Origin of the sequence: Methyloversatilis discipulorum (genome assembly GCF_000527135.1) — a bacterium.
Classification (GTDB): Bacteria; Pseudomonadota; Gammaproteobacteria; order Burkholderiales; family Rhodocyclaceae; genus Methyloversatilis; species Methyloversatilis discipulorum.
Genome location: NZ_AZUP01000001.1, coordinates 2,361,893 through 2,386,517 on the forward strand (window position 1 = coordinate 2,361,893; position 24,625 = coordinate 2,386,517).

The 24,625-nt window shown below is 69.6% G+C and carries 21 protein-coding genes; 8 read left to right on the top strand and 13 right to left on the bottom strand.

What is annotated here, in order from left to right:
• Window positions 1–9: 9 nt before the first annotated feature.
• Genes METFAM1_RS0110975 through METFAM1_RS0110985 form a run of 3 tightly spaced genes read right to left on the bottom strand, consistent with a single transcriptional unit; the run spans window position 10 to window position 5,353 of the window.
• The gene (locus METFAM1_RS0110975) at window positions 10–3,060 is read right to left on the bottom strand and encodes an efflux RND transporter permease subunit (RefSeq protein ID WP_024300637.1); all 3,051 of its coding nucleotides are present in this window, start codon (window positions 3,058–3,060) and stop codon (window positions 10–12) included.
• The gene (locus METFAM1_RS0110980; RefSeq protein ID WP_019915290.1) at window positions 3,060–4,121 is read right to left on the bottom strand and encodes an efflux RND transporter periplasmic adaptor subunit; all 1,062 of its coding nucleotides are present in this window, start codon (window positions 4,119–4,121) and stop codon (window positions 3,060–3,062) included. The genes METFAM1_RS0110975 and METFAM1_RS0110980 overlap by 1 nt, the downstream gene beginning before the upstream one ends.
• Window positions 4,118–5,353, bottom strand: a complete 1,236-nt coding sequence (locus METFAM1_RS0110985) for a TolC family protein (RefSeq protein ID WP_024300638.1) — start codon at window positions 5,351–5,353, stop codon at window positions 4,118–4,120. The genes METFAM1_RS0110980 and METFAM1_RS0110985 overlap by 4 nt, the downstream gene beginning before the upstream one ends.
• A 173-nt stretch (window positions 5,354–5,526) precedes the next feature.
• On the opposite strand from METFAM1_RS0110985, the gene METFAM1_RS0110990 reads away from it, so the two are divergent.
• The 3 genes from METFAM1_RS0110990 to METFAM1_RS0111000 are packed head-to-tail and all read left to right on the top strand — an operon-like array spanning window position 5,527 to window position 8,338.
• Window positions 5,527–6,204: a response regulator transcription factor gene (locus METFAM1_RS0110990; RefSeq protein ID WP_019915293.1), complete on the top strand. Its 678-nt coding sequence runs from the start codon at window positions 5,527–5,529 to the stop codon at window positions 6,202–6,204.
• Complete coding sequence (locus tag METFAM1_RS0110995) at window positions 6,201–6,965, top strand: fused MFS/spermidine synthase (RefSeq protein WP_019915294.1); 765 nt, start codon at window positions 6,201–6,203, stop codon at window positions 6,963–6,965. The genes METFAM1_RS0110990 and METFAM1_RS0110995 overlap by 4 nt, the downstream gene beginning before the upstream one ends.
• Window positions 6,962–8,338, top strand: coding sequence for a sensor histidine kinase (locus METFAM1_RS0111000; RefSeq protein ID WP_019915295.1), 1,377 nt, complete (start codon window positions 6,962–6,964; stop codon window positions 8,336–8,338). Before METFAM1_RS0110995 ends, METFAM1_RS0111000 begins: the two co-directional genes overlap by 4 nt.
• A gap of 31 nt (window positions 8,339–8,369) precedes the next feature.
• On the opposite strand, the gene METFAM1_RS0111005 is transcribed toward METFAM1_RS0111000, so the two are convergent.
• From METFAM1_RS0111005 to METFAM1_RS0111030, 6 genes are all read right to left on the bottom strand, one after another.
• The gene (locus tag METFAM1_RS0111005; protein WP_232419730.1) at window positions 8,370–11,174 is read right to left on the bottom strand and encodes an EAL domain-containing protein; all 2,805 of its coding nucleotides are present in this window, start codon (window positions 11,172–11,174) and stop codon (window positions 8,370–8,372) included.
• Between the two features lie 103 nt (window positions 11,175–11,277).
• Window positions 11,278–12,999, bottom strand: a complete 1,722-nt coding sequence (locus METFAM1_RS0111010; RefSeq protein ID WP_019915298.1) for a tetratricopeptide repeat protein — start codon at window positions 12,997–12,999, stop codon at window positions 11,278–11,280.
• An 82-nt stretch (window positions 13,000–13,081) separates the two neighbouring features.
• Complete coding sequence (locus METFAM1_RS0111015; protein WP_019915299.1) at window positions 13,082–13,330, bottom strand: S4 domain-containing protein; 249 nt, start codon at window positions 13,328–13,330, stop codon at window positions 13,082–13,084.
• Window positions 13,327–13,941 carry a hypothetical protein gene (locus METFAM1_RS0111020; protein WP_019915300.1) on the bottom strand — a complete coding sequence of 205 codons (615 nt, stop codon included), beginning with the start codon at window positions 13,939–13,941 and terminating at the stop codon, window positions 13,327–13,329. The genes METFAM1_RS0111015 and METFAM1_RS0111020 overlap by 4 nt, the downstream gene beginning before the upstream one ends.
• Window positions 13,938–14,321 (bottom strand): hypothetical protein, encoded by a 384-nt coding sequence (locus METFAM1_RS0111025; RefSeq protein ID WP_019915301.1) that lies wholly within the window; start codon window positions 14,319–14,321, stop codon window positions 13,938–13,940. Before METFAM1_RS0111025 ends, METFAM1_RS0111020 begins: the two co-directional genes overlap by 4 nt.
• Complete coding sequence (locus METFAM1_RS0111030; protein ID WP_019915302.1) at window positions 14,318–14,782, bottom strand: hypothetical protein; 465 nt, start codon at window positions 14,780–14,782, stop codon at window positions 14,318–14,320. Before METFAM1_RS0111030 ends, METFAM1_RS0111025 begins: the two co-directional genes overlap by 4 nt.
• A 310-nt stretch (window positions 14,783–15,092) precedes the next feature.
• Between METFAM1_RS0111030 and METFAM1_RS0111035 the strand changes: the two genes are divergently transcribed.
• Together METFAM1_RS0111035 and METFAM1_RS0111045 are read left to right on the top strand one after the other, a co-directional pair.
• The gene (locus METFAM1_RS0111035) at window positions 15,093–16,850 is read left to right on the top strand and encodes a PQQ-dependent methanol/ethanol family dehydrogenase (protein ID WP_019915303.1); all 1,758 of its coding nucleotides are present in this window, start codon (window positions 15,093–15,095) and stop codon (window positions 16,848–16,850) included.
• Between the two features lie 532 nt (window positions 16,851–17,382).
• On the top strand, window positions 17,383–18,852 hold the full coding sequence (locus METFAM1_RS0111045; protein ID WP_019915305.1) for a YdgA family protein: 1,470 nt from the start codon (window positions 17,383–17,385) through the stop codon (window positions 18,850–18,852).
• A 1-nt stretch (window position 18,853) separates the two neighbouring features.
• Here METFAM1_RS0111045 and METFAM1_RS0111050 read toward each other — a convergent pair whose 3' ends face one another.
• Together METFAM1_RS0111050 and METFAM1_RS0111055 are read right to left on the bottom strand one after the other, a co-directional pair.
• On the bottom strand, window positions 18,854–19,573 hold the full coding sequence (locus tag METFAM1_RS0111050; RefSeq protein ID WP_232419732.1) for a hypothetical protein: 720 nt from the start codon (window positions 19,571–19,573) through the stop codon (window positions 18,854–18,856).
• 68 nt (window positions 19,574–19,641) lie between these two features.
• Window positions 19,642–20,046, bottom strand: a complete 405-nt coding sequence (locus METFAM1_RS0111055) for a putative zinc-binding protein (protein WP_024300640.1) — start codon at window positions 20,044–20,046, stop codon at window positions 19,642–19,644.
• 243 nt (window positions 20,047–20,289) lie between these two features.
• Here METFAM1_RS0111055 and METFAM1_RS0111060 point away from each other — a divergent pair, with 243 nt between their 5' ends.
• Window positions 20,290–21,093: a ferredoxin--NADP reductase gene (locus METFAM1_RS0111060; protein ID WP_019915308.1), complete on the top strand. Its 804-nt coding sequence runs from the start codon at window positions 20,290–20,292 to the stop codon at window positions 21,091–21,093.
• Window positions 21,094–21,100: 7 nt separating this feature from the next.
• On the opposite strand, the gene METFAM1_RS0111065 is transcribed toward METFAM1_RS0111060, so the two are convergent.
• A complete protein-coding gene (locus METFAM1_RS0111065) occupies window positions 21,101–21,730 on the bottom strand; it encodes a DNA-3-methyladenine glycosylase family protein (RefSeq protein ID WP_019915309.1) in 630 nt (209 codons plus the stop codon).
• A 329-nt stretch (window positions 21,731–22,059) separates the two neighbouring features.
• Here METFAM1_RS0111065 and ada point away from each other — a divergent pair, with 329 nt between their 5' ends.
• Together ada and alkB are read left to right on the top strand one after the other, a co-directional pair.
• Window positions 22,060–23,142 (top strand): bifunctional DNA-binding transcriptional regulator/O6-methylguanine-DNA methyltransferase Ada, encoded by a 1,083-nt coding sequence (gene ada, locus METFAM1_RS0111070; protein WP_019915310.1) that lies wholly within the window; start codon window positions 22,060–22,062, stop codon window positions 23,140–23,142.
• On the top strand, window positions 23,142–23,786 hold the full coding sequence (gene alkB / locus METFAM1_RS0111075) for a DNA oxidative demethylase AlkB (protein WP_019915312.1): 645 nt from the start codon (window positions 23,142–23,144) through the stop codon (window positions 23,784–23,786). The genes ada and alkB overlap by 1 nt, the downstream gene beginning before the upstream one ends.
• 12 nt (window positions 23,787–23,798) lie before the next feature.
• On the opposite strand, the gene METFAM1_RS0111080 is transcribed toward alkB, so the two are convergent.
• Complete coding sequence (locus METFAM1_RS0111080; protein ID WP_019915313.1) at window positions 23,799–24,587, bottom strand: SDR family NAD(P)-dependent oxidoreductase; 789 nt, start codon at window positions 24,585–24,587, stop codon at window positions 23,799–23,801.
• Window positions 24,588–24,625 lie beyond the last annotated feature (38 nt).

Here is a 24,625-nt window from a genome sequence, read left to right on the forward strand (position 1 = left end):
CGGAGGAAATCAGGAGGTGGCGGATCGCTCGCCGAATCGCTTGTACAGGATGGGCAGCAGCAGAAGTGTTAACGCAGTACAAGAAACGAGGCCGCCAATGACAACGATTGCAAGCGGCCGCTGGATTTCCGAGCCCGGGCCGGTCGCGAACAGCAGCGGCACCAGACCGAGTGCGGCCATCGATGCGGTCAGCAGCACCGGCCGCAGCCGGCGTTGCGCGCCATGCACCACGGCATCCAGCATCGACATGCCGGTCGCGCGCAGCTGGTTGAAGTGGCTCACCAGCACCACGCCATTGAGCACGGCGATGCCGAGCAGCGCGATGAAGCCGACCGACGCCGGCACCGACAGATACTCGCCGGACAGCGCCAGCGCGAACACGCCGCCTATCATCGCGAACGGCACGTTGGCCATCACCAGCGTCGCCTGGCGCAGCGAATCGAAGGTGCTGTAGAGGATGAGGAAGATGAGTACCAGCGCGACCGGCACCACCAGTGCCAGCCGCTGCGCCGCCCGCTGCTGGTTCTCGAACTCGCCGCCCCAGGTCAGCCGGTAGCCAGGCGGCAGCTCGACCTTCTGCAGCACCTGCGCGCGTGCGTCCTCGACGAAGCCGACCAGATCGCGGCCGCCGACGTTGGCGATCACCACCATGTTGCGGCTACCCAGCTGGCGGTTGATCTGCACCGGCCCGCCGACGCGCTCGAAGCGCGCCAGCTGTCCGAGCGCGATGCGCCCGCCGTCCGGCAGCGCGACCGGCAGCTGCGCCAGTTCGTCCGCCGCCGCCGTGCTGCCGCTGGCGCGCACCAGCAGCGGAATGCGCCGCTCCTGCTGCTGGATCAGCCCCACCCGCTCGCCCTCGATCTGCGCGCGCAGGCTGGCTGCCAGCGTGTCGATGTCGAGCCCGGCACGCGCCAGCGCGTCAGTGTCCGGCACCACGCGCAGGTACTGCACGCCCTCGTTGCGCACGAAGAACACGTCCTCCGCCCCCGGCGTCGCGCGCAGCACTTCGGCGATCTCGTCCGCCTTGCGGTTCAGCACGTCGAGATCGGGACCGAAGATGCGGATCGCCAGGTCGCCGCGCACACCGAGGATCATTTCCGACACCCGCATTTCGATCGGCTGCGTAAAGGCGTAGGCCACGCCCGGAAATTCGTTCAGCAGTTCGCGGATGCGATGGATGACCGCCGGCTTGTCGACCTCGGTCGGCAGGCTGATGAAGGTGTCGGTCTGGTTCAGGCCCATCGGGTCTAGACCGATCTCGTCCGAACCGGCGCGCGCCACCACCTGCTGCGCCTCCGGCACCGTCTCCTTCAGCGCGCGCTGGAACTGTGTATCGATCGCCAGCGACGCGTCGAGACTGATGGACGGCAGCTTCTCCAGCTGCACGATGAGGCTGCCCTCGTCCATCGTCGGCATGAAGGTCTTGCCCAGCCCCATGTACAGCACCACGGCGGCGACGCCGAGCAGGCCGGCGACGGCGCCCACCACCATCGGTGCAGCGAGCGCCTTCTGCAGCAGCGGCGCATAGAGCCGGGCCAGCGTGCGCGGCAGCCAGGGGTCGGCGTGCGACTTCGCATTCAGCATCAGCCGCGCCAGCAGCGGAATGACGGTCAGCGACAGCAGCAGCGAACCGGCCAGCGCGAACACGATGGTCAGCGCCACCGGCGCGAACAGCTTGCCCTCCAGCCCCTGCAGGCTCAGAAGCGGCACGAACACCAGCGCGATGATGACGATGCCGGCGGTGGTCGGCACCGCCACCTCGCGCACCGCGTCCAGCACCACCTGCTGCCGCGGGCGCTGGTCGGCACCCGGTTCGTGCAGGTGGGCGACCACGTTCTCGACCACTACCACAGCGGCATCGACCAGCAGGCCGATGGCGATGGCCAGCCCACCCAGACTCATCAGGTTGGCCGACAGGCCGAACTGGCGCATCAGCAGGAAGGTCCATAGCGCCGACAGCGGCAGCACCACGGCAACCGCCAATGCGGCGCGCAGATTGCCGAGGAAGAGATAGAGCATGACGCCGACCAGCACCACCGCTTCGAGCAGCGCCTTCGACACCGTGCCGACCGCGCGCGACACCAGTTCGCCACGGTCGTAGAAGGGCACCACTTTCACACCCGCCGGCAGCGCCGCCTGCACCTCCTCCAGCCTGGCGCGCACGCCGGCCACCACCTGCTGCGCATCGGCACCGCGCAGGCCCAGCACCAGACCCTGCACCGTCTCACCCTCGCCGTTGTGGGTGACGCCGCCCATGCGGGTCAGCGCGCCCAGCTTCACCTCGGCCACGTCGGCGACCCGCACCTGCGCGGTCGGCGTCGCGTGCACCACCAGTCGCCCGATATCGTCGAGCGAGGTGAGGCGGCCCTGCACGCGCACCAGCAGCGTTTCCTCGCCCTCGTTGATGCGGCCGGCGCCGTCGTTGCGGTTGAAGCGCTCCAGCGTGGCACGCAGCTCGTCCAGCGTAATGCCAGTAGCGGCCATGCGGGCGGCGTCCGGCACCACTTCGTAGGCGCTGGCCAGGCCGCCCAGCACGTTCACGTCGGCCACGCCACGCACCGTGCGCAGCGCCGGGCGGATCACCCAGTCGAGCAGTGCGCGCCGCTCGGCGATCGGCAGATCGCCCTCGACCGTGAACATGAACATTTCGCCCAGCGGCGTGGTGATCGGCGCCAGCCCGCCGGTCAGGCCCGGCGGCAGGTCGCCCATGATGCCGTTCAGCCGCTCGCTCACCTGGTTGCGCGCCCAGTAGATGTCAGTGCCGTCCTCGAAATCGATGGTGACGTCGGTGAGGCCGTACTTGCTGGTCGAGCGCAGCATGGTCTGCTTAGGCAGGCCCAGCATTTCGATCTCGATCGGCGTGGTGACGCGCGTTTCCATCTCTTCCGGCGTCATGCCGGGTAGCTTGACGATGATCTTCACCTGCGGTGCCGACACGTCGGGGAAGGCGTCGATCGGCAGGTTCATCGCCGCATTGAGGCCGACGGCGATCAGCAGCAGCGCCGCCAGCACGGTGAGCAGCGGGCGCGCGAGTGCGCCGCGGGTCAGGGCGTCGAGCATCATTCGGCTCCGCCGTGGCCCAGCCACACCGCCTTGATCGCCGCCACCCCGCTGACCGCGACCGGCGACTTCGCGTCGAGCGCGCCGCTGACCGTGGCCTGCGCACTGTCCTGCGACAGTACCTGTACCTCGACCGCACGGAAGCCCTGCGCGGTGCGCATGAACACCCAGCTCCTGCCGTCGTGGTGGAGCAGTGCGCCCGCCGGCACCGACCAGGCGGTCGTAGCCGCCGCGCTGCGACGCACCTTGACCCACTGGCCGGGCCGCAGCCCGTTCTTCGTCGGTGGCAGTTCGGCGCGGACGCGCACGGTCTGCGTGGCGTCCGACGCGCCCCAGCCTATCTGCGTCACGCGTGCGCTGCCGGCGCCGCCATCGACCTCGATCACGTCGCCATCGCGCACCGACGCGGCCTGAGCGACCGGCAGGTTCAGCTCCAGCATGAGCTTGTTCGCATCGGCCAGACGCAGCAGCGGGTCCGCCTCGTTCACGCGCTGACCCGGCAGCGCCATCCGTTCCAGCACGGTGCCGGCCGTGCTCGCGCGCACCTGGATGCGGCCGGCCGCGGCGTCGGCCGCCGACACGCCCATTAGGCGCAGTCGCGACTGCGCGGCGGCGAGAGCGGCGTCGGCCTGTGCGGCCGCCGCTTCCGCTTCGCGCACGCGGCGCTCGGCGATCAGCCCTTCGGCGTGCAGCGCACGATCGCGATCGCGGTTGCCACGGGCCAGTTCGGCCGCGGTGCGCGCCTGCGACAGCGACGCGCCCATGTCCGGCAGATCGGCGCTGCGCAACTCGGCCAGCACGGCACCGGCCGCCACCTGCTGGCCCTCCGCCACCGGCACCCGCACCACCACACCGCCGGATGGCGCGGTGGCCACCCATTCGGCATCGGGCGACGCGACCACGCGCGCTGACCACGGCGTGGCCAGTGCGCTTTTCGCTTCGACCGGCAGCGCGTCGCGCACACCCAGACGCTGCATCTGGGTCGGCGCCAGCACGACGTCGGCGGCCTGCGCCGCAGCAGTGGACAGGCCGAAAAGGAGAAAGGCGATACGGAAGTTCACGGCAGTATTCCCAGGCTGTGGTTGTAGCGCGCGACGGCGCGCGACCAGGCAATTTCGGCCAGCGCCGCGGCGCGGCGTGCGCTGGCGGCGCGCGCTTCGACCAGCAGGCGCTCGGCCAGCGATGTTTCGCCGAGACGGTAGGCACGCCGCCCCAGTTCGACTTCGCGCTCGGCGACCTCCTTCTGACCCAGCGCCAGCGTGCGCGCCTGTTCGCGCGCGTGCAGTTCATGTTCGGCCTCGTGCAGCGCCAGTTCGGCATTGCGGCGGGCGAACGCCAGTTCGTCCTCGGCGCGCGCCAGTTCGATCTGCGCCGGCGACAGCGCGGCGTTGCGGTGAGCCTCGCCGCCGAAGGGGATGGAAATCGTGGCGCCGACGCTGTCGGTGGTGGGCATGTCGGCCGCCGTTTCCGAGCGCACGCCGACCAGCAGGCGCGGCGCGCCGCTGCCCTGCGACTGCAGCGTGCCGAGCGAACTGCGCGCCCGCTCGACATGGGCCTGCGCCATTAGCACCGGCGGGTAGCCGGCGTCCTGCGTGGCGACCGTTTCGCGCGCCTGCGCCGGCAGCGCCTTCTGCCCGGTCAGCGCCGTCCATGCGAACAGGCTGTGCGCCAGTTCGACCTGCGCCTCGTACAGCGCCGCGTCACGCTCGCGGCGCGCCGTCTCGGCCGACAGCTTCTCCACCGGCGCGGCGTCGCCGGCGCGGATGCGCCGCGCCACGTCGTCTTCCAGCGCGCGGTAGAGATCGACGTCGGCATCGGCCAGCGTCACTTCGGTTTCGGCCTGCAGCACGCGCCACAGCTGCTCGCGCAGGTCACCCGCCACGCGCCAGCGGTAGGCGCGCAATTCCTCTTCCGACTGCAGACGGCCGGCATCGGCCTCGCGCCGCAGCGCGTCGCGCTGGCCGGAGCGCCACAAGGGCAGTTCCAGTCCGGCTTCGAGTTCGCGCAGGCCGGTGTGGCCGGGCAGACGATCAGTCTGGTAGCGCATCTGCACCGCCGGCGGACCCGACAGCACGCTGTCGGCGCGGGCGGCCAGCGCACGCGACTCGTTCATCCGCGCCTGCGGCAACGCGCTGCCGGGCGCGCGGCCGGTCGCCAGATCAAGGACACGCGACAGCGTCAGCGCCGGGTCGCGCAGCACCGGCTGCTCGTGCTCATCGGCGTGAGCGGCCAGCGATTGCGCGAACACCGGCGGACACAGCAGCAAACAGGAAAGCAGAAGGACGGAGCGCATGGACGCAGTCGACGGATACGAACAGCAGGCAAGCTTGCGCGCGAACGGCTTGCCGCAGGGTGAACGCAACATGAACGTCTGTTCATGTTGCGGCCACACGGCGAGCAGGCAGAATGGCGTCCGGATTCGCGCCCGGCGGGCGCGTGCACACCCTTACTCCAGCTCCCATCGACATGCGCATCCTGGTCGTCGAGGACGACAGCGAAATCGCCGGATTCATCTGCCGTGGCCTGCGCGAAGCCGGCCATGCGGTCGACCACGCGCCGAACGGCCGCGAAGGGCTGTTCCTCGCCACCGGCGAACAGTACGACGCCATCGTGCTCGACCGCCTGATGCCGCAAATGGACGGCCTTTCAATGCTGGCCGCGCTGCGCGCCACCGGCTCGCGCGTGCCGGTACTCATCCTGAGCGCGCTGAGCCAGGTCGACGAACGCATACGCGGCCTGCGCGCCGGCGGCGACGACTACCTGGTGAAACCGTTCGCGATGTCGGAACTGCAGGCGCGGCTGGAAGTGATCACCCGGCGCGGCCTGATGCCGGTGGCCGAATCGGTGCTGCGCGTGGCCGACCTCGAACTCGACCGCATGACGCACACCGTGCGCCGCAGCGGCGAGGAAATCGCGCTCAAGCCGCAGGAGTACCGCGTGCTCGAATTCCTGATGCGCCACGCCAGTCAGGTGGTCACCCGCACCATGCTGCTCGAAGGCGTGTGGGACTACCACTTCGATCCGCAGACCAACGTCATCGACGTGCACATCTCCCGCCTGCGCGCCAAGGTGGACCGCGCGCCGTGGCCGCCGCTGATCCACACGCTGCGCGGCAGCGGCTACTGCCTGCGCGCGCCTTCATGAGCGGACGCGACGAGGTCGACGCCGGCCAGCCCTACCTGGTCGAACAGGACGGCCAGCTCACGCTGGCCTTCAGCGAACTGGCGGTGCAGAGCACGATGGACGCCGCCGCGCCCGAGCGGCTGGTGCTCGAATATTCGCGACTGATGCTGGCCTCGCTGCTGTTCGTGCCCGAGCCGCGGCACATCGGCATGGTCGGTCTCGGCGGCGGTTCGCTGGTCAAGACCTGCCACCGCCACCTGCCCGAGGCGCGCATCACGGTGGCCGAAATCTCGCCGGCGGTGATCGCGCTGCGCGATCGCTTCCACATTCCGCCGGACGACGCGCGGCTCACCGTCAGCTGCGCCGACGGCGCCGAGTGGGTGGCGGCGCACGACGGCGTCTTCGACCTGCTGTGGGTCGATGGCTTCGACATCGGCGGCATGCCGGCGGCGCTGACCACGCAGCGCTTCTACGACGACTGCCACGCCGCACTGCGCGACGGCGGCGTGCTGGTCATCAATATGTACGCCGGCGACGCGCTGAACAGCGCCTGGGTCGAGCGCGTAGCAGCCAGCTTCGCCCGCTCGGTCAGCGTCGTCGACACTGCCGACGGTGCGAACCGCATCGTGTTCGCCGCCCGCGGCAACGCCTTCCGGCTGTCGGAAATGAAGCTGGCGCAGCGCGCCCGCGCACTCGAAGCGCGACTGGGCATCGCGCTGCCCGGCATCGCCCGCGCACTGATCGACGGCCGGCGACGCGCGCGGGCCGGCAGCGAGCCATGAAGCTGCGCCTGAGCACCACCGCCCGGCTGACGCTGGCCAACAGCGCCCTGCTCGCCACCGGCTTCGGCCTGCTGCTGATGCTGGTGAGCTGGCTGGCCGGGCAGTACATGCTGGGCCACGTCGAAGAGAGCGTCGAAGCCGAACTGGACATCCTCACCGCCGAGTTCCGGGTCGATGGCGTGCGCGGCATCAGCGGCCTGATCCGCCAGCGGCTGGACGTGCGCTCGGCCAATCACGACCGCATCTACCGGCTGGAGGACGCCACCGGCCAGCTACTCATCGGCAACCTCGATCAGTGGCCGGCCAGTGCCGGCCGCGAAAGCCTGCCGCTGCGCCTGCCCAGCCAGCTCCACCGCGGCCAGACCGAAATCGTCGCCCGCTGGGCGCGCCTGCCGGACGGCAGCCGGCTGCTGGTCGGCTTCGACGAATACGAGGTCGAACAGGTGCGCGGCGACATCCGCCGCGCCGCGCTGGTGAGCTTCGGCCTGATGCTGATCGCCTCGCTGGGCGGCGGCTACCTGATCACGCGCGCCGCACTGCGGCCGGTCGAAACGATACGCCGCGCCGCGCAGCAGATCATGGACGGCGACCTGCAGCACCGGGTGCCGCTGCGCAGCGGCGACGGTGCGGATGAATTCGACCGCCTGGCGCAGACGCTGAACGGCATGCTCGACCGCATCGCGCGGCTGATCGCCAGCGTGCGCGGCGCCACCGACAATATCGCGCACGACCTGCGCTCGCCGCTCACCCGCCACCGCGCGCGCATCGAGGCGGCGCTGCAGCACCCGCCCGCGGCCGACGAGCTGCCGGACTGGCTGGAGCGCAATCTGGCCGACGTCGACCAGGTGCTGTCCACCTTCCAGTCGCTGCTGCGCATCGCGCGCGTCGATTCCGGCCTGCTGCGCGGCGAATTCAGCGAACTGGATGTCGGCCGCCTGGTGCGCGACGCCGCCGAACTGATGGAGCCGCTGGCCGAGGAGCGCGACCTGCGCCTCGCAGTCAGCGCGCCGGAGGGCGCACTCTGCACCGGTCACCGCGACCTGCTGTTCCAGACCGTGCTCAACCTGATCGACAACGCCATCAAGTACAGCCCGCACGGCGGCACGGTCGAGCTGTCGCTGACGCGCGACGGCGACGACTGGCGGCTGTGCGTGCGCGACGAAGGGCCGGGCATTCCGGCCGCCGAGCGCGAGCGCGTGTTCGAGCGCCTGTACCGGCTGGAAAGTGCCCGCGACACGCCCGGCCTCGGCCTCGGCCTGAGTCTGGTGCAGTCGGTGGTCGCGCTGCACCGCGGCACCATTGGACTTGACGACGCCGCGCCCGGCTTGGCCGTCGCGCTGCGCTTGCCGGCCAGACCTGCCGGCCCGCACTGAACGGCCACAGCAGACGCCGCGCGACCGGAATTCAGGGCGCCCCGTGCGCGTCCGCCGGATCGCTGGCGCGCATTGGCTGGTAGCGGTCCAGCCAGGCAGGGAAGTCTTCGGCCGGCATCGGCCGGGCAATCAGATAGCCCTGCGCAACATCGCAGCCAAGTGCGCACAGCGCGTCCCAGTGCTGCTGCGTCTCGACGCCCTCGGCCACCACCTTGCGTCCGAGGTCATGCACGAGGTCTATCGTCGAGCGGACGATGGCGGCCGAATCGCTGCTGACCGCCATCGCACGCACAAAAGACTGGTCGATCTTGATGCAACCGACCGGCAGCTTCTGCAGATAGCTGAGCGAGGAGTAACCGGTGCCGAAATCGTCGATGTAGAGCCGTATGCCCTCTGCGCGCAAACCGTGCAGCACGCGCAGCGCGAAGTCCGCGTCTTCCATCACGGCGCTCTCGGTGATCTCGATCTCCAGCAGTCCGCTCGCGGTGCCCCAGTGCGCCAGCATCTGGCGGATCTTGTCGACCAGGTCCTCGTCGCGCAGATTGCGCGCCGACAGATTCACCGCGATGGGCAACGCGCGCCCCGCGTCGTCCCACTGCCTGTTCAGGCGCAGCACGCGCGCGATCATCCACTCGGCGAGCGGCCGGATCAGGCCGGTGTGCTCGGCCAGTTCGATGAACTCGGACGGCAGAATCAGACCGCGCGTCGCGTGCTGCCAGCGCACCAGTGCTTCGGCACCGCAGACGATGCCATTGCGCATATCGACCTTGGGCTGCAGATAGAGCCGCAGGTCGTCCGCCTCGATCGCGCGTCGCAGATCGCCGGCCATGTTCAGCCGGTGCGAGGGCGCGGGGTACAGCGCGGGATCGAACACGACGCAGTCGACGCCCTGCTTCTTCGCCTGGCGCACGGCGATGTCCATGTGCCGGTAAAGGTCGTGCGGCGTCGATCCGTGGTCCGGATAGAGCGCGATGCCGGTCCGCGTCGATACATCGATCGGCAACTCGACCAGCTGGAAGGGCTGCGACAGCACCTCGCGCAAGCGACGCGCCATCGACAGCGCCGCGGCACGGTCGCTGTCCGGCAACAGCAGCGCGAATTCGTCGCCGCGCAGTCGGGCGACGAAGGCACCGTCCGGCGTCGCACGACTGAGCCGGCCGCCGAATTCGCACAGGATCTGGTCGCCCTGGGTGAAACCGAGCGCGTCATTGATTTCGCTGAGCCGCTCGATATTCATCTGCAGCAGTGCGAACGGGCGTTCGTGCTGACGGCAGCTGCGCAGCTCGGCCGCCAGCGTGTCGCTGAACAGGGTCTGGTTGGGCAGACCGGTGAGCAGATCGAACTGGGTAAGCCGGTACATCGCTTCCCGCGTGCGCGACTGTTCGGCGTGCGTGCGCAGCGTGGATACGCCGTAGGCCAGGTCGTCGGCCGACTCGCCGATGAGCGCGCTTTCCTCGTCGCCGAAAACCTCGGCGCCCGCTCCGTGAACGGTCAGCAAGCCGATACCGCTGCCACTGACGCGCAGTGGGCAGGCGATCACCGGGCCGTCGGCGGGCGTCAGCAGCGCGTCGTGATCGGCCGTATCGGTGGCGTTGAAACAGCGCACCTGTCCGCCGGCAACGATGGCGTCCATCGCCGTGCGGGCGTCGGAGGCGTTGGCGGCGGCCCATGCGCGCAGTCCGTCGATGCCGTCGGGATGACCGCACTGGGCGGTCGGAACATAGTCGCCCGAGGCGTTGCGCAACCAGACCACCGCCATCGGATAGGCGCCGACTTCAACCAGCGCGCGACACATGCTGTCCAGCAGTTCGTGTTCACCGGTGGCACGCAGCATCGCGCGGTTGCCTGCGCTGAGCGTACGCAATGCGCGACTTACCCGTTCCAGCTCGCGCACGCGCTGCTCCAGCTCTCTGTTGAGCAGACGTATCCTTTCCTCGGCGCGCTTGCGCTCGGTGATGTCGGCGCCCAGCACGTAATAGCCGGTCACGTCGCCGCGTTCGTCCTGCCGCGGCATGTAGTTGATCACCTGCCAGACGCCCGGAAAGGGCTCCCAGTCGTAGCTCTGCGGCTCGCCCTGCAGCGCTTTGGCGATCAGCGGCGCGGCGATCGCGTAGCGCGTCTCGCCGAGCACCTCGCGCACCGAGCGACCAGCAATGTCCGGGTGATGAGGCGCGAAGCGCTCGCGGTAGTGGCCGTTCACATACACGTAGCGCTGCTGTGCATCGACATAGGCGATCAGCGCCGGCACACGGCTGATGACCGTGCGCAAATGCCCTTCGCTCGCACTCAGCTGTCGCCGTATCAGTCCGTAGGTGGCGCCGAGCAGCGCAAGCATCAGTATCAGCACGGCCCCGCCGGCACCGACCAGCAGGTCGCTCGAGTGCTTCTGAGCGACGTTCCGGTCGACCAGCAGCCGACGCTCCTCGTTGTCCATCTCGCCCAGGATGCGATCGACGCGCTCGCGCGTCTCGCGCAGCGGCGCCGCGGCCACGAAGGCGTTGGCGGCGTCCTGGCCTTCGTTCCTGCGCAGCGCTTCGATCCGGCGCGAGAGGCCCAGCCGCTCGTCGATCACGGCGCGCAGCTGCGCCCAGCGCGCACTCTGCGCCGGATGGTCGGAGGTGAGCGTGCGCACGCGGTCCAGCTCGATCTCGCGGCGGGCGATCGCCCGGTCGCGCTCGTTCAGCCGCGCCGGATCGCCGGTCAGCCTGAAGTTCTGTGTGCTGAGTTCTATCTGCAACGTCTCGACGCGCACGCGCGCCAGGCCGTTCAGCACGTCGTGCGTGTGCGCCACGCGCAGCGCGGCCGCATTGGCGTCGTCGGCAACCTTCCAGGTCATTGCCGCCATGCCGGACACGATCAGCACGGCCAGCAGGAATGCGCCAAGGATCCGCCTTTCGAACCGTGAAGATACGGACCGGGCGGAATGCTTGTCGCTCACCTCAGTGCCCGCTTTCCCCGTCGGCCGGCTTCACGTCGAACGCGATGCAGATGCGTTCCTCGTTCGATTCGAACGGAATCGTCCGGTGGAACAGCGAGGACGGGAACAGCACGATGTCGCCGACCACCGGTAGCAGGGTCCGGCGCGGGAAATCGTCGTGCTCGCGCGGATAATCGTCGCCGTCGGTGCTGAATTCGATGCCACCGGCCGTGCTGCCCGCCGGCCGGTCCGACGGCATCGCCAGGTAGAGCACGCCGGACAGCCAGCCCTCTTCGTGGATGTGCGAGGTCAGGTGGCCGCCCTTGCTCATCTTCACGTACCAGGAACTGGCGAATTCGGTGCGCGCCGGGAAGTCCTGCGCATAGACGCAGTCGTGCGCCGCCAGCGTGGCGCGGTAGCGCGCGACCTCGTCGCGGATCAGCCCGACCAGCCGCGCGATCGACGTTTCGCCGCGGCGGAACAGGTGGCCGGAGGACTGGATGCCGTAGTACAGCCGCCCCTGCTTTCTGCTCTGGATGTCGGCGTTCGCGATGTCGCGCAGCAGATCGGCGTGCAGGCTGTCGCGGGCGTCGGTCAGCGCGTCGAGGTGACCATGATGGACCAGCGCCAGCGGGTCAGGACAGAAGCGGTAAGGGTCGGCCGTGCGCCGGTTGCGCGCGTGGTGGGCGGACAGCGTGGCGATCATCGGCGAGCGGTGTCGGCTGTCGAGCAGGCCGTGCAGCCGCGCCTCGAATTCGTCGCTGCGGCGTAGCTTGTACAGGCAGTACAGCACGCGGTCCTGCCAGTCGAGCACACGGGCGCGCTCGAAATACGGCAGCGCCTTGTCGTACTCGTGCAGGTCGTGGTGCAGCAGGCCGAGGTTGTAATTGGCCATGCCGTGCTCCGCATCGAGCGCGAGGGCGGCGCGGAAGGCGGCCAGCGTGCCCTCGCCGTCGCCCTGATCGCGCAGGACTTCGCCGAGGTTGCTGTGTGCGTCGGCGTAGGCCGGCGCCAGTGCGATGGCGCGGCGGTAGCTTTCGGCAGCATCCATCATCAGACCGTAGGCGCGCTGCGCGGTGCCGAGGTTGAACCATGCGGTCGCCGTCGGCTGGATGTCCAGCGCCTTCTGGTAGCAGGCCACCGCCTGCTCGGCATCCCCCGTCTTCTGCAGCGCGGCGCCCAGATTCGACCACGCCTCGACGAAACCGGGCTCGGCCTCGACCGCGCGCCGGTAGCTCGCGATCGCGTCGTCCGGCGCGCCCTGACGGTCGAGCACGGTGCCGAGGTTGAACAGCGCCAGCGCGAAGCGTGGCTGCAGCGCGATGGCGCGGCGGTAGCTCGCGGCCGCGTCGTCGCGACGGCCGAGCGCGTCCTGCACGACGCCCATGTTGTAGAGCAGTTCGGGGAAATCGCGCTTGATCGCCACCGCACGGGTGTAGGTGGCGAGCGCCTCGTCCAGCCGGCCGCGCTGCTGCTGCACCAGACCGAGATTGCTGAGCAGTTCGGCCGAGCCGGGATTCGCCTTCACCGCGGCAGCGAAAGCGGCCTCCGCCTCGTCCAGCCGGCCGAGACTGGCCAGCGCCGAGCCGAGCACGCTGTGCAGCACCACGGCGCCGGGGTAGCGGGTCAGCAACTGGCGCGCCGCGTTCGCCGCTTCGGCCAGACGGCCGGCGTTGTACAGATTGAATACCGGCTGCAGTTCACCGGGGCCGGGCTGACGGACGGAGGCTTGCGTGGGCTTCATGATGTCGGTGCGGGTAACAGGTCGGAGCGGACGCCGGGCGCATATATATAGCGAGCTAAGCGGCAGCGCCAGTTGACCACGCTCAGTCCTCCGCACGAAGTGCGATGCAGCAATCGGCCGCCACGGTATGCGAGGACCGCGTGACGGGCTGTCCATCCAGCAGCACGACACCGGCATCGATCAGGCGCTGCGCTGCAGCACGCGACGGCGCCAGCCCGCGCTCGACCAGCAGCGCGTCGATGCGCACCCGGCCATGGCGCTCCGGCGCCGGTCTTTCCTTGGCGGCGGGCGCCGGCGCCGGTCGGGCGCTGCGACGATGGAATGACTTCATCGCTGCCCCGGCATCACCAGCACCGACGGATAGGGTGCGTCCGGCAACACCTTGGCCGGCACGCCCCACGGGGTCGCATCGGGCGGCGGATCGCCGGTTTCCAGTTTCACGATGCGCCGCTGCGTCGCTTCGTCCGGCGCGTCCTCGACCCAGGTCACCCGCAGCCAGAGGCCGTCGCGCAGCGCCAGTGGCGGTGTCTGCGCATTGGTGAAGGCGGCCTCGTGCGCCCCGGGCGACCAGATGAAGCTGACACCGCCGACCACGATGCGCTCCCAGTTCTGGAAGCGGCGGGTGCTGCCCTGCCCCGGGTGGGTGATGTCCTCGCGCCACTGCGCATGCGCGAACACCGGACCTTCGACCGTCAGCACGCGACCAGCCGCGAGATGGTCGGCCAGCCGGTTGCGGTCCCAGGTGTTGACGCCGTAGCCGAGCGCGGCGATCAGCAGCGCAAAGAGCGCAATCACGCGCGCGGTACCCGAACGTTCGCCGCGCCGGCGCGCGCGCAGCCAGAAGCCTCCGGCCACGGCGAGCAGCGCCAGTCCGAACAGCACGTAGCCGTGGAACTCCGGGGCGCCCTGCCCGGACACGTCGTAGACCGGCTGCCAGTTCACGGCATGTCCTCCCCGTCAGCGGCGAACTCGGCGAGCCGCCAGCGGCCGTCGGCGTCGGCGCGCAGATGGAAGGTGTAGGGCGGGCAGTACAGCAGACGGTCGGTACCGTCGGGCTGCGGCCGCGCCTGCGCCAGACAGCGGCGCAGGCGTGCATCGAACAGCGTGGGCACGGCCTGCACGAAGGCGGCGCGGTCGAGACGGCGGCCTTCGTACAGGAAGGGCAGGCGGGTCAGGTCGGCGATGGCCCCCGCGTCGCCCGCACGCAGCGCGGCGCGGAACCGTTCGACAAACAGGTCGAAGTCGCGGCCGGCATCCGCTGCGCCGGTAAGCGATGGCGCGCCGGCGGCGAGCACAGCCAGCGCCAGGGTCAGGGCTTTCACTCCGGGTCCTGCGCGCATGCGGGCAGATCCGGCTGTTCGGTGCAGACGCGCGGCCAGGTCGGCAGATCGAGCGCGACCAGCGGGTTGTCCTGCAGCCCGGCGCAGGCCCGGTCGGCCGACGGCAGCACGCACCGGCGCACGTCGCCCCCGCCGCGACCGTCCTGCGCTTCGGCAACCGCCAGCCGGCCGCCGCGGAAATACAGACGCATCAGCAGCGGGGTGTCGTCCGGCCCCTGCACCACCCACAGCGTGCGGCAGCCGGTGTAGTCGCGGCCGACGCCGCTGTTGCGCGGAAAGGCGAGCAGGAAGCCGCCCGGGGTCACGTAGGCACCGGCGTCCGGCGGCGGCGTCTGCAGCGCACAGTGACGCCCGTCGGACGGTATGCCGCCGGGCGGCCCGGCCAGCACACCTGAGGACGCCGCCAGACCGGCGAAGAACAGTATCGGCAGGCGGGTATTCATGACGGTTCCAGCGATGACGACGTGGTGAGTGAAGTTTAGGACGCCCATCCTGCTCTCGGCCAGTCATCCATATGGACGCCGGGCAGTCCGGAATCCGGACGGCGGCCGCGGTCGCCACGTTCGATTCCTGTCCGCGGCGGACGCCGCCGCCAGTCACCCACGCACACCGGACCGCACGGTGGCCATCCGCGCCCGGCAAGGCTTTCGGGCAGAACGAGACGGCGCGCAGGGACGGATTCCCGGCTCTGGTACGCGCCTTGCGTCTGCCGCTCCATCCGCGGACACCGATCCGCACAGACGGAGACGACACATGAAGCGATCCACCCTTGCCCCGTTCATCCTCGCCGCCTTCGCCCACAGCGGCCCGGTGCATGCCGGCGTCACCACTGCCGACATCGAGAACGACGCACGCACGACCGGCGACGTGCTGTCCTGGGGCATGGGGACGGAAGGCCAGCGCTACAGCCCGCTGACCAAGATCAACACGAAGAACGTCAAGCGTCTGGTACCGGTCTGGTCCTACTCCTACGGCGGCGAGAAACAGCGCGGCCAGGAAGCGCAGCCGCTGGTGGTGAACGGCAAGATGTTCATCACCGCGTCCTACTCGCGCATCTTCGCGCTCGACACCAAGACCGGCCGCAAGCTGTGGTCCTACGAGCACCGCCTGCCCGAAGGCATCATGCCCTGCTGCGACGTGATCAACCGCGGCGCCGCGGTGTACGACAACCTGGTCATCTACGCCACACTGGACGCGCAGCTGGTGGCGCTCGACCAGAACACCGGCAAGGTGGTGTGGAAGGAGAAGATCGACGACTACCAGGCCGGCTACTCGTCGTCGGCCGCCCCCATCATCGCCAAGGGCCTGGTGCTGACCGGTGTGTCCGGCGGCGAATTCGGCATCATCGGCCGGGTCGAGGCGCGCGACGCGAAGACCGGCAAGATGGTGTGGGTGCGCCCGACCATCGAAGGCCACATGGGCTACAAGTTCGACGAGTCCGGCAACAAGGTCGACAACGGCATCAGCGGCACCACCAACGCCAGCTGGCAGGGCGACCTGTGGAAAACCGGGGGTGCGGCCACCTGGCTCGGCGGCACCTTCGACGCGAAGACCGGGCTGGCCTATTTCGGCACCGGCAATCCGGCGCCGTGGAACAGCCACCTGCGCCCCGGCGACAACCTGTACTCGTGCTCGACCGTCGCCATCGACGTCGCCACCGGCCAGATCAAGTGGCACTTCCAGGGCACGCCGAACGACGGCTGGGACTACGACGGCACCAACGAATTCGTCACCTTCGACGCCGGCGGCAAGCGCCTCGGCGCCAAGGCCGACCGCAACGGCTTCTTCTACGTGCTGGACGCGAACACCGGCAAGTTCGAGCGCGGCTTCCCCTTCGTCAAGAAGCTGGACTGGGCCAAGGGCCTGGACGAGAACGGCCGCCCGATCTACGACCCGGCCAAGCGCCCGGGCGACCCGACCGCCAGCGAGGACGGCAAGAAGGGCTCGGTGGTGCACGTGTCGCCGTCCTTCCTCGGCGGAAAAAACCAGATGCCCATGGCTTACAGCCCGGACACCGGCCTGTTCTATGTGCCGGCCAACGAGTGGAGCATGGAAATCTGGAACGAGCCGATCACCTACAAGAAGGGTGCGGCCTACCTCGGCGCCGGCTTCACCATCAAGACCGCCGACCCGAAGGAGATCGGCGGCGACTACATCGGCGCGCTGCGTGCGGTCGACCCGAAGAGCGGCAAGGTGGTGTGGGAAATCACCAACAACGCGCCGCTTTGGGGCGGCGCGATGACGACCAAGGGCGGCCTGGTGTTCTGGGGCACGCCGGAGGGCTTCTTCAAGGCAGCCGACGCCAAGACCGGCAAGGAGCTGTGGTCCTTCCAGGTCGGCACCGGCATCGTCGCGCCCCCGATCACCTGGGAACAGGACGGCGAACAGTACGTCGCCGTGACGGCCGGCTGGGGCGGCGCAGTGCCGCTGTGGGGCGGCGACGTCGCCAAGAAGGTGAGCTATCTGAACCAGGGCGGTTCGATGTGGGTGTTCAAGCTGATGAAGGACTGAGCACCCCACCCGCCGACCCGGCGTGGCGCGACAGCCACCCGGGACAACGTCTCCTCATGGTGTTCGCCTGTACCGGGTGAGCGCAACCGGCGCCTCGTGCGCCGGTCTTTTTTTGTACTTCTGCATATGGACATGAGCACCCGTACCGCCGCCGCCCTGCTCGGCCTCGCCCTGCTGATCGCCAGCCTGCCCGACGTCACGACCGAAGCGCCTGCCCGTACCGTCACCGCGTCGGCGCGCTGAGGACCGGCGGGCACTAGCTTGCTCGCGACGGCCGCCCGAATCGAAGCCCTCGGTCTTCCGACGCCGTATCGCGACCAGAGGTCGCTCCCACAAACACACTCCCGATCCACCGTCGGAGCCGGGCTTCTGTGGGAGCGAGCTTGCTCGCGATTGCGGCCGGGATCGAAGCCGTCGCCCCCCAGTCCGACCGATTCCCGCGCGAACGCGTGCGATGTCACAGCGGGCACCGGCTTATCGTGTCACGATGCCGCCCGCTTCACATTCCATCCGCATCCACACGGGACTCCTCATGAAGAAAGCCGCCGCGCTCGCCGTCATCGCCCTTCCGCTCATCGCCTACACCGGCGGCGCCTGGTACCTGGGCCAGCGCATACAGAACTCTCACGACAGCCAGGCGAAGCAGGTCGAGGGCATTCCGAACGTAAAGCTGCTCAAGCGCGACTATCAGCGCGGCCTTTTCTCGTCGACCGAAACCGTCACCATCGAACTGATGGGCGATACCGCGCGCGCGCTGCAGGCAGCCGGCGAGGAGGAAACGATGGAGCCGATACGGCTGACCGTGCGCACCGACATCCGCCACGGGCCGTGGCTGGGCGGCGCCGAGTTCGACGCCGGCGTCGCGCAATCGGAACTGGTGCTCGAAGGCGAGGCGCTCGAAATGGTGCGCAAGGTGTTCGGCGACCGCAAACCGCTGGATCTGCGCACCGTCTACCACTTCGCTGGCGGTGGCCGCAGCGAACTGTCCAGCCCGGCTTTCGTGTTCGACGTGCCGACGGAGGACGCCGACGACGCGCTGCGCGTGAGCTGGGACGGCATCACCGCCCGCGTCGACTTCGAAGAGGGCATGACCCGCTACACGATGAGCGGCAGCGCGCCGAAGCTCGAGGTGACCGACGCCAAGGGCACGCACATCGTGCTGAGCGGTCTCGGCCTGACCGGCGAGCAGACGCGCCTGTTCGACGACGATCCGCTGCTGTACTCCGGCCTGCAGCGCTTCACCGTCGACGCGATCACCGTGGACGACCGCAGCGGCGCACTGCCGAAGATCGCGCTGGGCAAGCTGGTGTACGAAGCTGATGTGCCGAAGGACGGCGACTTCATCGACATGATCGCCCGCATCGGCGCCGAGAAGGTCGACGTGGCCGGCACCGCCTACGGCCCGGCACACTACGATTTCTCGATGCGCCACCTGCACGCGCGCACCGCCTCGCGCCTGTACCGCAGCTTCATGACGATGTCGGCCGACCCGGCGCTGATCGCGAATCCTGAGGCCATGCAGGCGCAGATGGGGCAGCTGATGGGGCCGGCGATCGAACTGCTCGGCCACGCACCGGTGGTCGCCATCGACCGCCTGTCCGTCAACACGCCGCAAGGTCCGGCGTCGATGAATGTGAAGGTGTCGCTGCCGGCGATCACGCCGGACGAACTGGCCAATCCGCTCGGTCTGATCGGCAAGGTCGATGCCACCGGCGCCGTATCGCTGCCGGAAGCGCTGGTGCGCAGCCTGATGGTCGAGCGCAGCAAGGCCGGCCTGCTGGCGGTAGTCGGCGACGACGCCGATCCGGACGAACTTGCAGCAATGGCCGACGCCCAGTTCGAACAGACGCTGCAGCCGCTGACCGGCCAAGGCTATGTCACGCGCGCCGACGGCCAGCTGTCGGCGAAGATCGCCTTCAGCAAGGGCCAACTGACGGTGAACGGCCTGCCCTTCAACCCGGCCGCGCTGGCGCAGCCGGCACCGTCGGCGCTGAGCGAGTAAATCAACCGGGCCGCGTCGGTGACGGCGCGGCCGGCCTCCGGCGGCGCTCGTGCAGGCGGGCGCCCAGCCACAGCAGTGACAGCCCGGCCAGCATCAACAGCGACATGCGCGGTTCGGGCACCGGCGCCACGGTGACCGAATTCAGCACGAAGTTGTTGCCCTGGCTTGCGCCGGGCGGCAGCACGGTGACAAAACCGCGTCGCAGCGAAAATTCCAGCGGGTCGAAATCGGCCGGAAGGGTGTCATCGACCAGCACGCCGGGCCGCGTCGTGCCGGCCACCGAAAAGCTGAGCTGCAGGAAGCGCGCGATGTCGGGCGTCGCCGCTTCCGTCACTGCCACGCGGAAATAGAGGTTGTCGCGGTACAGCCCGGCGGCGAAGTCGTCATTGATCACGTCGATTTCGCTGTTCGGCGACTGTGCCGTGTACTGGGTGAAGCTCAACGCGCCTATCGTCGCGCTGAAACCGTTGATCGCCCCAGGGTAGTAGCCGATCCAGTTCAGCGGCTGGCCGTCGGCGACCGACGGGTCGTACAGCAGCGAGCCTGCGATCGCGTCACCGACATCGATCCCCGGCAGCGCATAGCCCGCGCTGAGGCTGTCCACCACGCCCGAAAAGCTGAGTCGCGTCACCGCCTCGGCCGGCACCGTTGCCAGCATCGCCACTGCTGTCGCGGCCGCCGCACAGATGCGCTGAATCGCCCGCAATCCACCTGGTTTCATCTGCCCTCTCCTCTTTGTTGTCCGAACTTTCAGTCAAGCAGGCGCCGACGACACTGCGTTGATCCGGATCACTCTTCCGCGCGTTCAGCCGACACCTCGTCCGGTGTCAGTTCGGCGGCGATGCCGGCGGCCCGTTCGAACAGCCGCGCCGCCTCGTCGGCGTCGAATTCGCCGTGCTGGCGCTTGCGCACGCCGTGCTCGTGCAGCAGCAGGTGGCGGGTCGGTACGACGTCGCGCTGCGCCAGGCTGCTGCGCACGCATTCCAGCGGGCAGCCGTCGAGTGCCAGGATGGGGCGACCGGAACGGGCGATGCGTACCAGGTGATCGACATTGCCGCCGACGCCGGCGATGCAGGACATTTCAGCCCGCTCGCTGCGGTCCAGTTTCACGGCGATGTGGTTGGCCATCTGCGCCGCGCTCGAACAGCCGGAGCAGGCATAGACGAGGGGCAACTGGCGGTGACGGGCGCTCAAGACGATTCTCCTTGCCGGTGCGTCGGCGACTCGCGCGGCCGACCGTGGAGCCTGTCCGTATCCGGTGATCCGGACTGAGCGGCGTCAGCGAGGCGAAGCGGGCGCCGGAGCCGGACAGACCTCCCGCAGTCTGGTGCGCCGCCGGTCGCACCGCTTTGCGCTACGACAAGAATTGCGCGAACCACCACCGATCCATGCTGTCACGATGGGTGTCTGCCCTGCACCGCAACGAAGGAGAGGGACATGGCTGAAACCGACGCAGCAGCCCTTGCACTGGCCAAACCCGCGGCCCGCGTGCCGCGCTCGAGCGCACAGCGCATCCGCGCGATCCGGCGCTGGACGCCCGTCCTGTGGTCCATCCGCATCGAGCGGCCGGCCAACTACCTCTTCCAGCCGGGCCATTACGCCCGCCTCGGGCTGCCGGTCGACACGCCGGAGGCCGCGGTCTGGCGTCCTTACTCCATCGTATCGGCGACCACCGACAGCGAACTCGAATTCCTGCTGGTACTGATTCCAGGCGGCGCCTTCACCTCACAGCTGGCCGCGCTGCGCGAGGGCGACACCGTGCTGCTCGAACAGGCGGTATTCGGCTTCTTCCTCGACAGCCAGCTCGCGCCCGGCGACACGCTGTGGATGCTGGCGACCGGTACCGGCCTCGGGCCCTACGTTTCGCTGCTGCGCACACCCGACGCGCTCGACCGTTACGCCCGCGTGGTACTGGTGCACAGCGCGCGCCACGCGGACGAACTGGCTTACCGCGACGAGATCGAGGCACCGGCCGCGGTGTCGCACGGCAGGCTGATCTACGTCCCCATCGTCACGCGCGAACCCGGCGTCACGGCGCTCGCCGGCCGCATTCCGCAACTGATCGCCGACGGCGCACTGCAGGCGCACGTCGCGCGCACGCTGGAACCGGCCGACAGCCGCGTCATGGTGTGCGGCAACCCGGAATTCACGACCGAGATGCGCGCGCTGCTCGCCGAGCGCGGCTTCACGCCGTGCCGGCGCAACAGCCCGGGCAGCATGCTGTTCGAGAAGTACTGGTAGGGCGCGGTCAGCGCGGCACCCGCCACAGATACCAGCTGGCGGCGGTGCGGTACGGCGACCAGGGCAGCGCCAGTTCGGTCATCTGCCGCGGCGTTGGCGGGCGGTCGAGCCGCCGCAGCCGACGGTAGCCTTCGCGCACGCCGAGGTCGTCCGCCGGCAGCAGGTCGGTCCGGCCCAGCGTGTAGATGAGCATCATCTCCACCGTCCATCGGCCGATGCCGTGCAGCGCGGTCAGCCGGGCGACCAACGCCTCGTCCTCCATTTCGCGCGCCTTTGCCAGCGTCGGCACGACACCGCTGCGGGCCGCTTCGGCGATGCCGCGTATCGTGTCCGCCTTGCGACCCGAAAAACCGCAGCCGCGCAGCGCGTCCGGCGAGGTGGCACAGACCTGTTCCGGCGTCGGAAAATCCGCGGCGCCATACAGCGCGAGAAAGCGCGCGATCATCGTGTCGCCAGCGCGCACGCTGAGCTGCTGGTAGGCCACCGCGCGCAGTAGCGCCTGCCACGGTTCACGCGCCGGTTTCGGCGCGTGCAGACAGGGGCCGACCGTGGCGACCAGCGCCGCCCAGTCGTCGTCCAGCGCAGCCAGAAAGTGCGCTGCCTCGTGGTGGTGATGCATCGTGTCGAGGGTGTCCATGGCAGCGCAGTATCGCGACCGTGGCCGGGCGATGTCGACCGTGACGTGCCTCCGGAAGGACCCGTTCGGGCGGCCTCAGCCACCGCCAGCGGCCTGCCGAAGCCGCGTCGCGGTCAGAAGACCGCTCCCACAGGGGTGGTGCGCCCGATCGACGACCTGAGCCTCGATCGGGGTTCTGTGGGAGGGGTCTTCTGACCCCGACAGCGGCCGGGATCGAAGCTTGCTGACTGCGGCGACCCACCCGGATTCAAAAGCAATCGGCGGAGTGCGTTGTCGGTGCGCAGCGATTAATGTCCCGGTATCGACCACCCGAAAGAAGCGCCAGCACGATGACGAACACCGCCAGCCGCCGAGAAGCACGCGCCGCAGCCACACAGGCCGACCCGCGCTGGGCGGCGGTGCGGGCGCGCGATGCGGGCGCAGACGGACGGTTCGTCTACTCGGTCATCAGCACCGGCGTGTACTGCCGCCCGTCGTGCGGCGCACGCACGCCGCGGCCGGAGAACGTGGACTTCCATGCCAGCCGCACTGAGGCCGAGGCGGCCGGCTTCCGACCCTGCAAACGCTGCCGGCCGGACCTGCCGCCCCTGACCGAGCGGCAGGCCGCCATGGTGGCCACACTGTGCCGACAGATCGACGATGCCGACACGCTGCCCTCGCTCGACGTGCTGGCCGCGTCGGCCGGGCTCAGCCGCTTCCACCTGCTGCGCGTGTTCAAGGCGCACACCGGACTGACGCCACGCGCCTGGGCGACGGCGCGCCGCGCGGCCCGACTGCGCGAGCGGCTGGCCGACTGCGCAAGCGTGACCGAGGCCATCGTCGACGCCGGCTACGGTTCGACCAGCCGCGTGTACGAGAAGTCCGCGCGGCCACTGGGCATGGCCCCGCGCCGCTACCGCGCGGGCGGCGCCGACATGGACATCCGCTTCGCCATCGCGCAGAGCACACTCGGCGCGCTGCTGGTCGCTGCCAGCACGCAGGGCGTCTGCGCGATCGCACTGGGCGACGACGCCAATGCGCTGGCGCGCGACCTGCAGGACCGCTTTCCGCACGCACGGCTGACCGGTGACGACGCCGGTTTCGCGCGTCTGGTGGCGCAGGTGGTCGGTCTGGTCGAGGCGCCGCGCATCGGCCTCGACCTGCCGCTGGACATCCGCGGCACTGCCTTCCAGCAACGCGTGTGGGCAGCGCTGCGCGCGATACCGCCGGGACAGACGCTGAGCTACACCGAACTGGCGCAGCGCATCGGCGCACCGAGCGCGGTGCGGGCAGTCGCCAGCGCCTGCGCCGCCAACACGCTGGCGGTGGCGGTGCCCTGCCACCGCGTCGTGCGCACCGACGGCAGTCTGTCGGGCTATCGCTGGGGTGTGGCGCGCAAGCGCGCGCTGCTCGAGCGCGAGCGCAGCGACTGATGGATCTGTTCGACGAGCAGGAATGCGCAGCGGGCCTCCATGCGCTGGCGCCCGGTGCCGCCCTGCTGCGCGGCTTCGCCCGCGATGCGGCGCCCGCGCTGCTGGCGGCGATCGACGCCATCGCCGCCGACGCGCCCTTCCGTCACCTGATCACGCCCGGCGGCCACACGATGTCGGTGGCCACGACGAGCTGCGGCACGCTGGGCTGGCACTCGGACGAACAGGGCTACCGCTACACCTCGCGTGACCCCGGCAGTGAGCGACGATGGCCGGCGATGCCGGCCTGCTTCAGCGCGCTCGCGCACGCAGCGGCGGCGCGCGCCGGCTTCCCCGGCTTCGCGCCCGACGCCTGCCTGATCAACCGCTACGTGCCGGGTGCGCGGCTGACGCTGCACCAGGACCGCAACGAACGCGATTACGGCGCGCCCATCGTGTCGGTATCGCTCGGCATTCCCGCCGTCTTCCTGTTCGGCGGCTTGCGGCGGAAGGACCCGACGCAGAAGCTGCGTCTGGTGCATGGCGACGTGGTGGTGTGGGGCGGACCGTCGCGGCTGCGCTTTCACGGCGTGCTGCCGCTGGCGCACGCCGAACATCCGCTGACCGGCGCCTGCCGCATCAATCTCACCTTCCGCGCGGCGGCATGACACCGCCGGCGTTCAGGCGAGCAGCGCCTGCATGATGCGGCGGTGCATGCCGCGCGGCGTAAAACGGACCGAGAATGCCGACAGCTTGTTCAGCAGCCCGGGCACCACGCAGGCGCGACCATCGTCGAGGGCGCGCAAGCCGGCTTCGGCCACCGGTCGCGGCTGCATCAGCATCAGTTTCAGCGTGGCCGACGCCTCATGCCCGGCTGTGCGGGTGAAGGCGGTGTCGGTCAGGCCAGGCGCCAGCACGGTGACGGTGACGCCGTGCGGCGCCAGTTCGTCGTGCAGGGCCTCGCCCAGACTGAGCACGTAGGCCTTGGTCGCCGCGTAGGCGGCGTAGACCGGCGACGCCATGAAGCCGAGCAGGCTGGCCACCAGCAGCATGCGCCCGTCGCCGCGGCGGCGCATGTCCTCGCCGTAGAGGCGAGCCAGCTGGGTGAGCGCCGACACGTTCAGGTCCAGCATCTGCTGCAGGCGCCGCGAGTCCGCGACGACGAAGTCGCCATGCACGCCGAAGCCGGCGTTGTTGATCAGTGTATCGACACGCAGCCCCAGTCCATCGGTCCGTCGCTTCAGCTCGATCACGGCGTCCCGCTGCGACAGGTCCAGCACCACCACCCGGACAACGACCCGGTGGGCGGCGGTCAGCTCGGCTGCCAGCGTCTCCAGCGCCTCGGCGCTGCGTGCCACCAGCAGCAGATTGCGACCACGCGCGGCGAGCAGTCGGGCGAACTCGACGCCCAGCCCGCTCGACGCACCGGTCACCAGTGCCCAGCCGCCGCCTTCATCTGCTGCACCCATGTCCGTCTCCCTGTTTGTAGTGCGCCGGGCGTGCACCC

What these genes read in the sequence shown, in the direction of transcription:
- METFAM1_RS0111005 (WP_232419730.1), bottom strand. Translation starts at nt 11,174, where the DNA reads ATGACCTGGAAGGTTGCCGACGACGCCAATGCGGCCGCGCTGCGCGTG.
- METFAM1_RS0111030 (WP_019915302.1), bottom strand. Translation starts at nt 14,782, where the DNA reads ATGAATACCCGCCTGCCGATACTGTTCTTCGCCGGTCTGGCGGCGTCC.
- METFAM1_RS0111045 (WP_019915305.1), top strand. Translation starts at nt 17,383, where the DNA reads ATGAAGAAAGCCGCCGCGCTCGCCGTCATCGCCCTTCCGCTCATCGCC.
- METFAM1_RS0111010 (WP_019915298.1), bottom strand. Translation starts at nt 12,999, where the DNA reads ATGAAGCCCACGCAAGCCTCCGTCCGTCAGCCCGGCCCCGGTGAACTG.
- METFAM1_RS0111000 (WP_019915295.1), top strand. Translation starts at nt 6,962, where the DNA reads ATGAAGCTGCGCCTGAGCACCACCGCCCGGCTGACGCTGGCCAACAGC.
- METFAM1_RS0111035 (WP_019915303.1), top strand. Translation starts at nt 15,093, where the DNA reads ATGAAGCGATCCACCCTTGCCCCGTTCATCCTCGCCGCCTTCGCCCAC.
- METFAM1_RS0110995 (WP_019915294.1), top strand. Translation starts at nt 6,201, where the DNA reads ATGAGCGGACGCGACGAGGTCGACGCCGGCCAGCCCTACCTGGTCGAA.
- METFAM1_RS0110975 (WP_024300637.1), bottom strand. Translation starts at nt 3,060, where the DNA reads ATGCTCGACGCCCTGACCCGCGGCGCACTCGCGCGCCCGCTGCTCACC.
- alkB (WP_019915312.1), top strand. Translation starts at nt 23,142, where the DNA reads ATGGATCTGTTCGACGAGCAGGAATGCGCAGCGGGCCTCCATGCGCTG.
- METFAM1_RS0110985 (WP_024300638.1), bottom strand. Translation starts at nt 5,353, where the DNA reads ATGCGCTCCGTCCTTCTGCTTTCCTGTTTGCTGCTGTGTCCGCCGGTG.
- METFAM1_RS0111015 (WP_019915299.1), bottom strand. Translation starts at nt 13,330, where the DNA reads ATGAAGTCATTCCATCGTCGCAGCGCCCGACCGGCGCCGGCGCCCGCC.
- METFAM1_RS0111080 (WP_019915313.1), bottom strand. Translation starts at nt 24,587, where the DNA reads ATGGGTGCAGCAGATGAAGGCGGCGGCTGGGCACTGGTGACCGGTGCG.
- METFAM1_RS0111060 (WP_019915308.1), top strand. Translation starts at nt 20,290, where the DNA reads ATGGCTGAAACCGACGCAGCAGCCCTTGCACTGGCCAAACCCGCGGCC.
- METFAM1_RS0110990 (WP_019915293.1), top strand. Translation starts at nt 5,527, where the DNA reads ATGCGCATCCTGGTCGTCGAGGACGACAGCGAAATCGCCGGATTCATC.
- METFAM1_RS0111050 (WP_232419732.1), bottom strand. Translation starts at nt 19,573, where the DNA reads ATGAAACCAGGTGGATTGCGGGCGATTCAGCGCATCTGTGCGGCGGCC.
- ada (WP_019915310.1), top strand. Translation starts at nt 22,060, where the DNA reads ATGACGAACACCGCCAGCCGCCGAGAAGCACGCGCCGCAGCCACACAG.
- METFAM1_RS0111065 (WP_019915309.1), bottom strand. Translation starts at nt 21,730, where the DNA reads ATGGACACCCTCGACACGATGCATCACCACCACGAGGCAGCGCACTTT.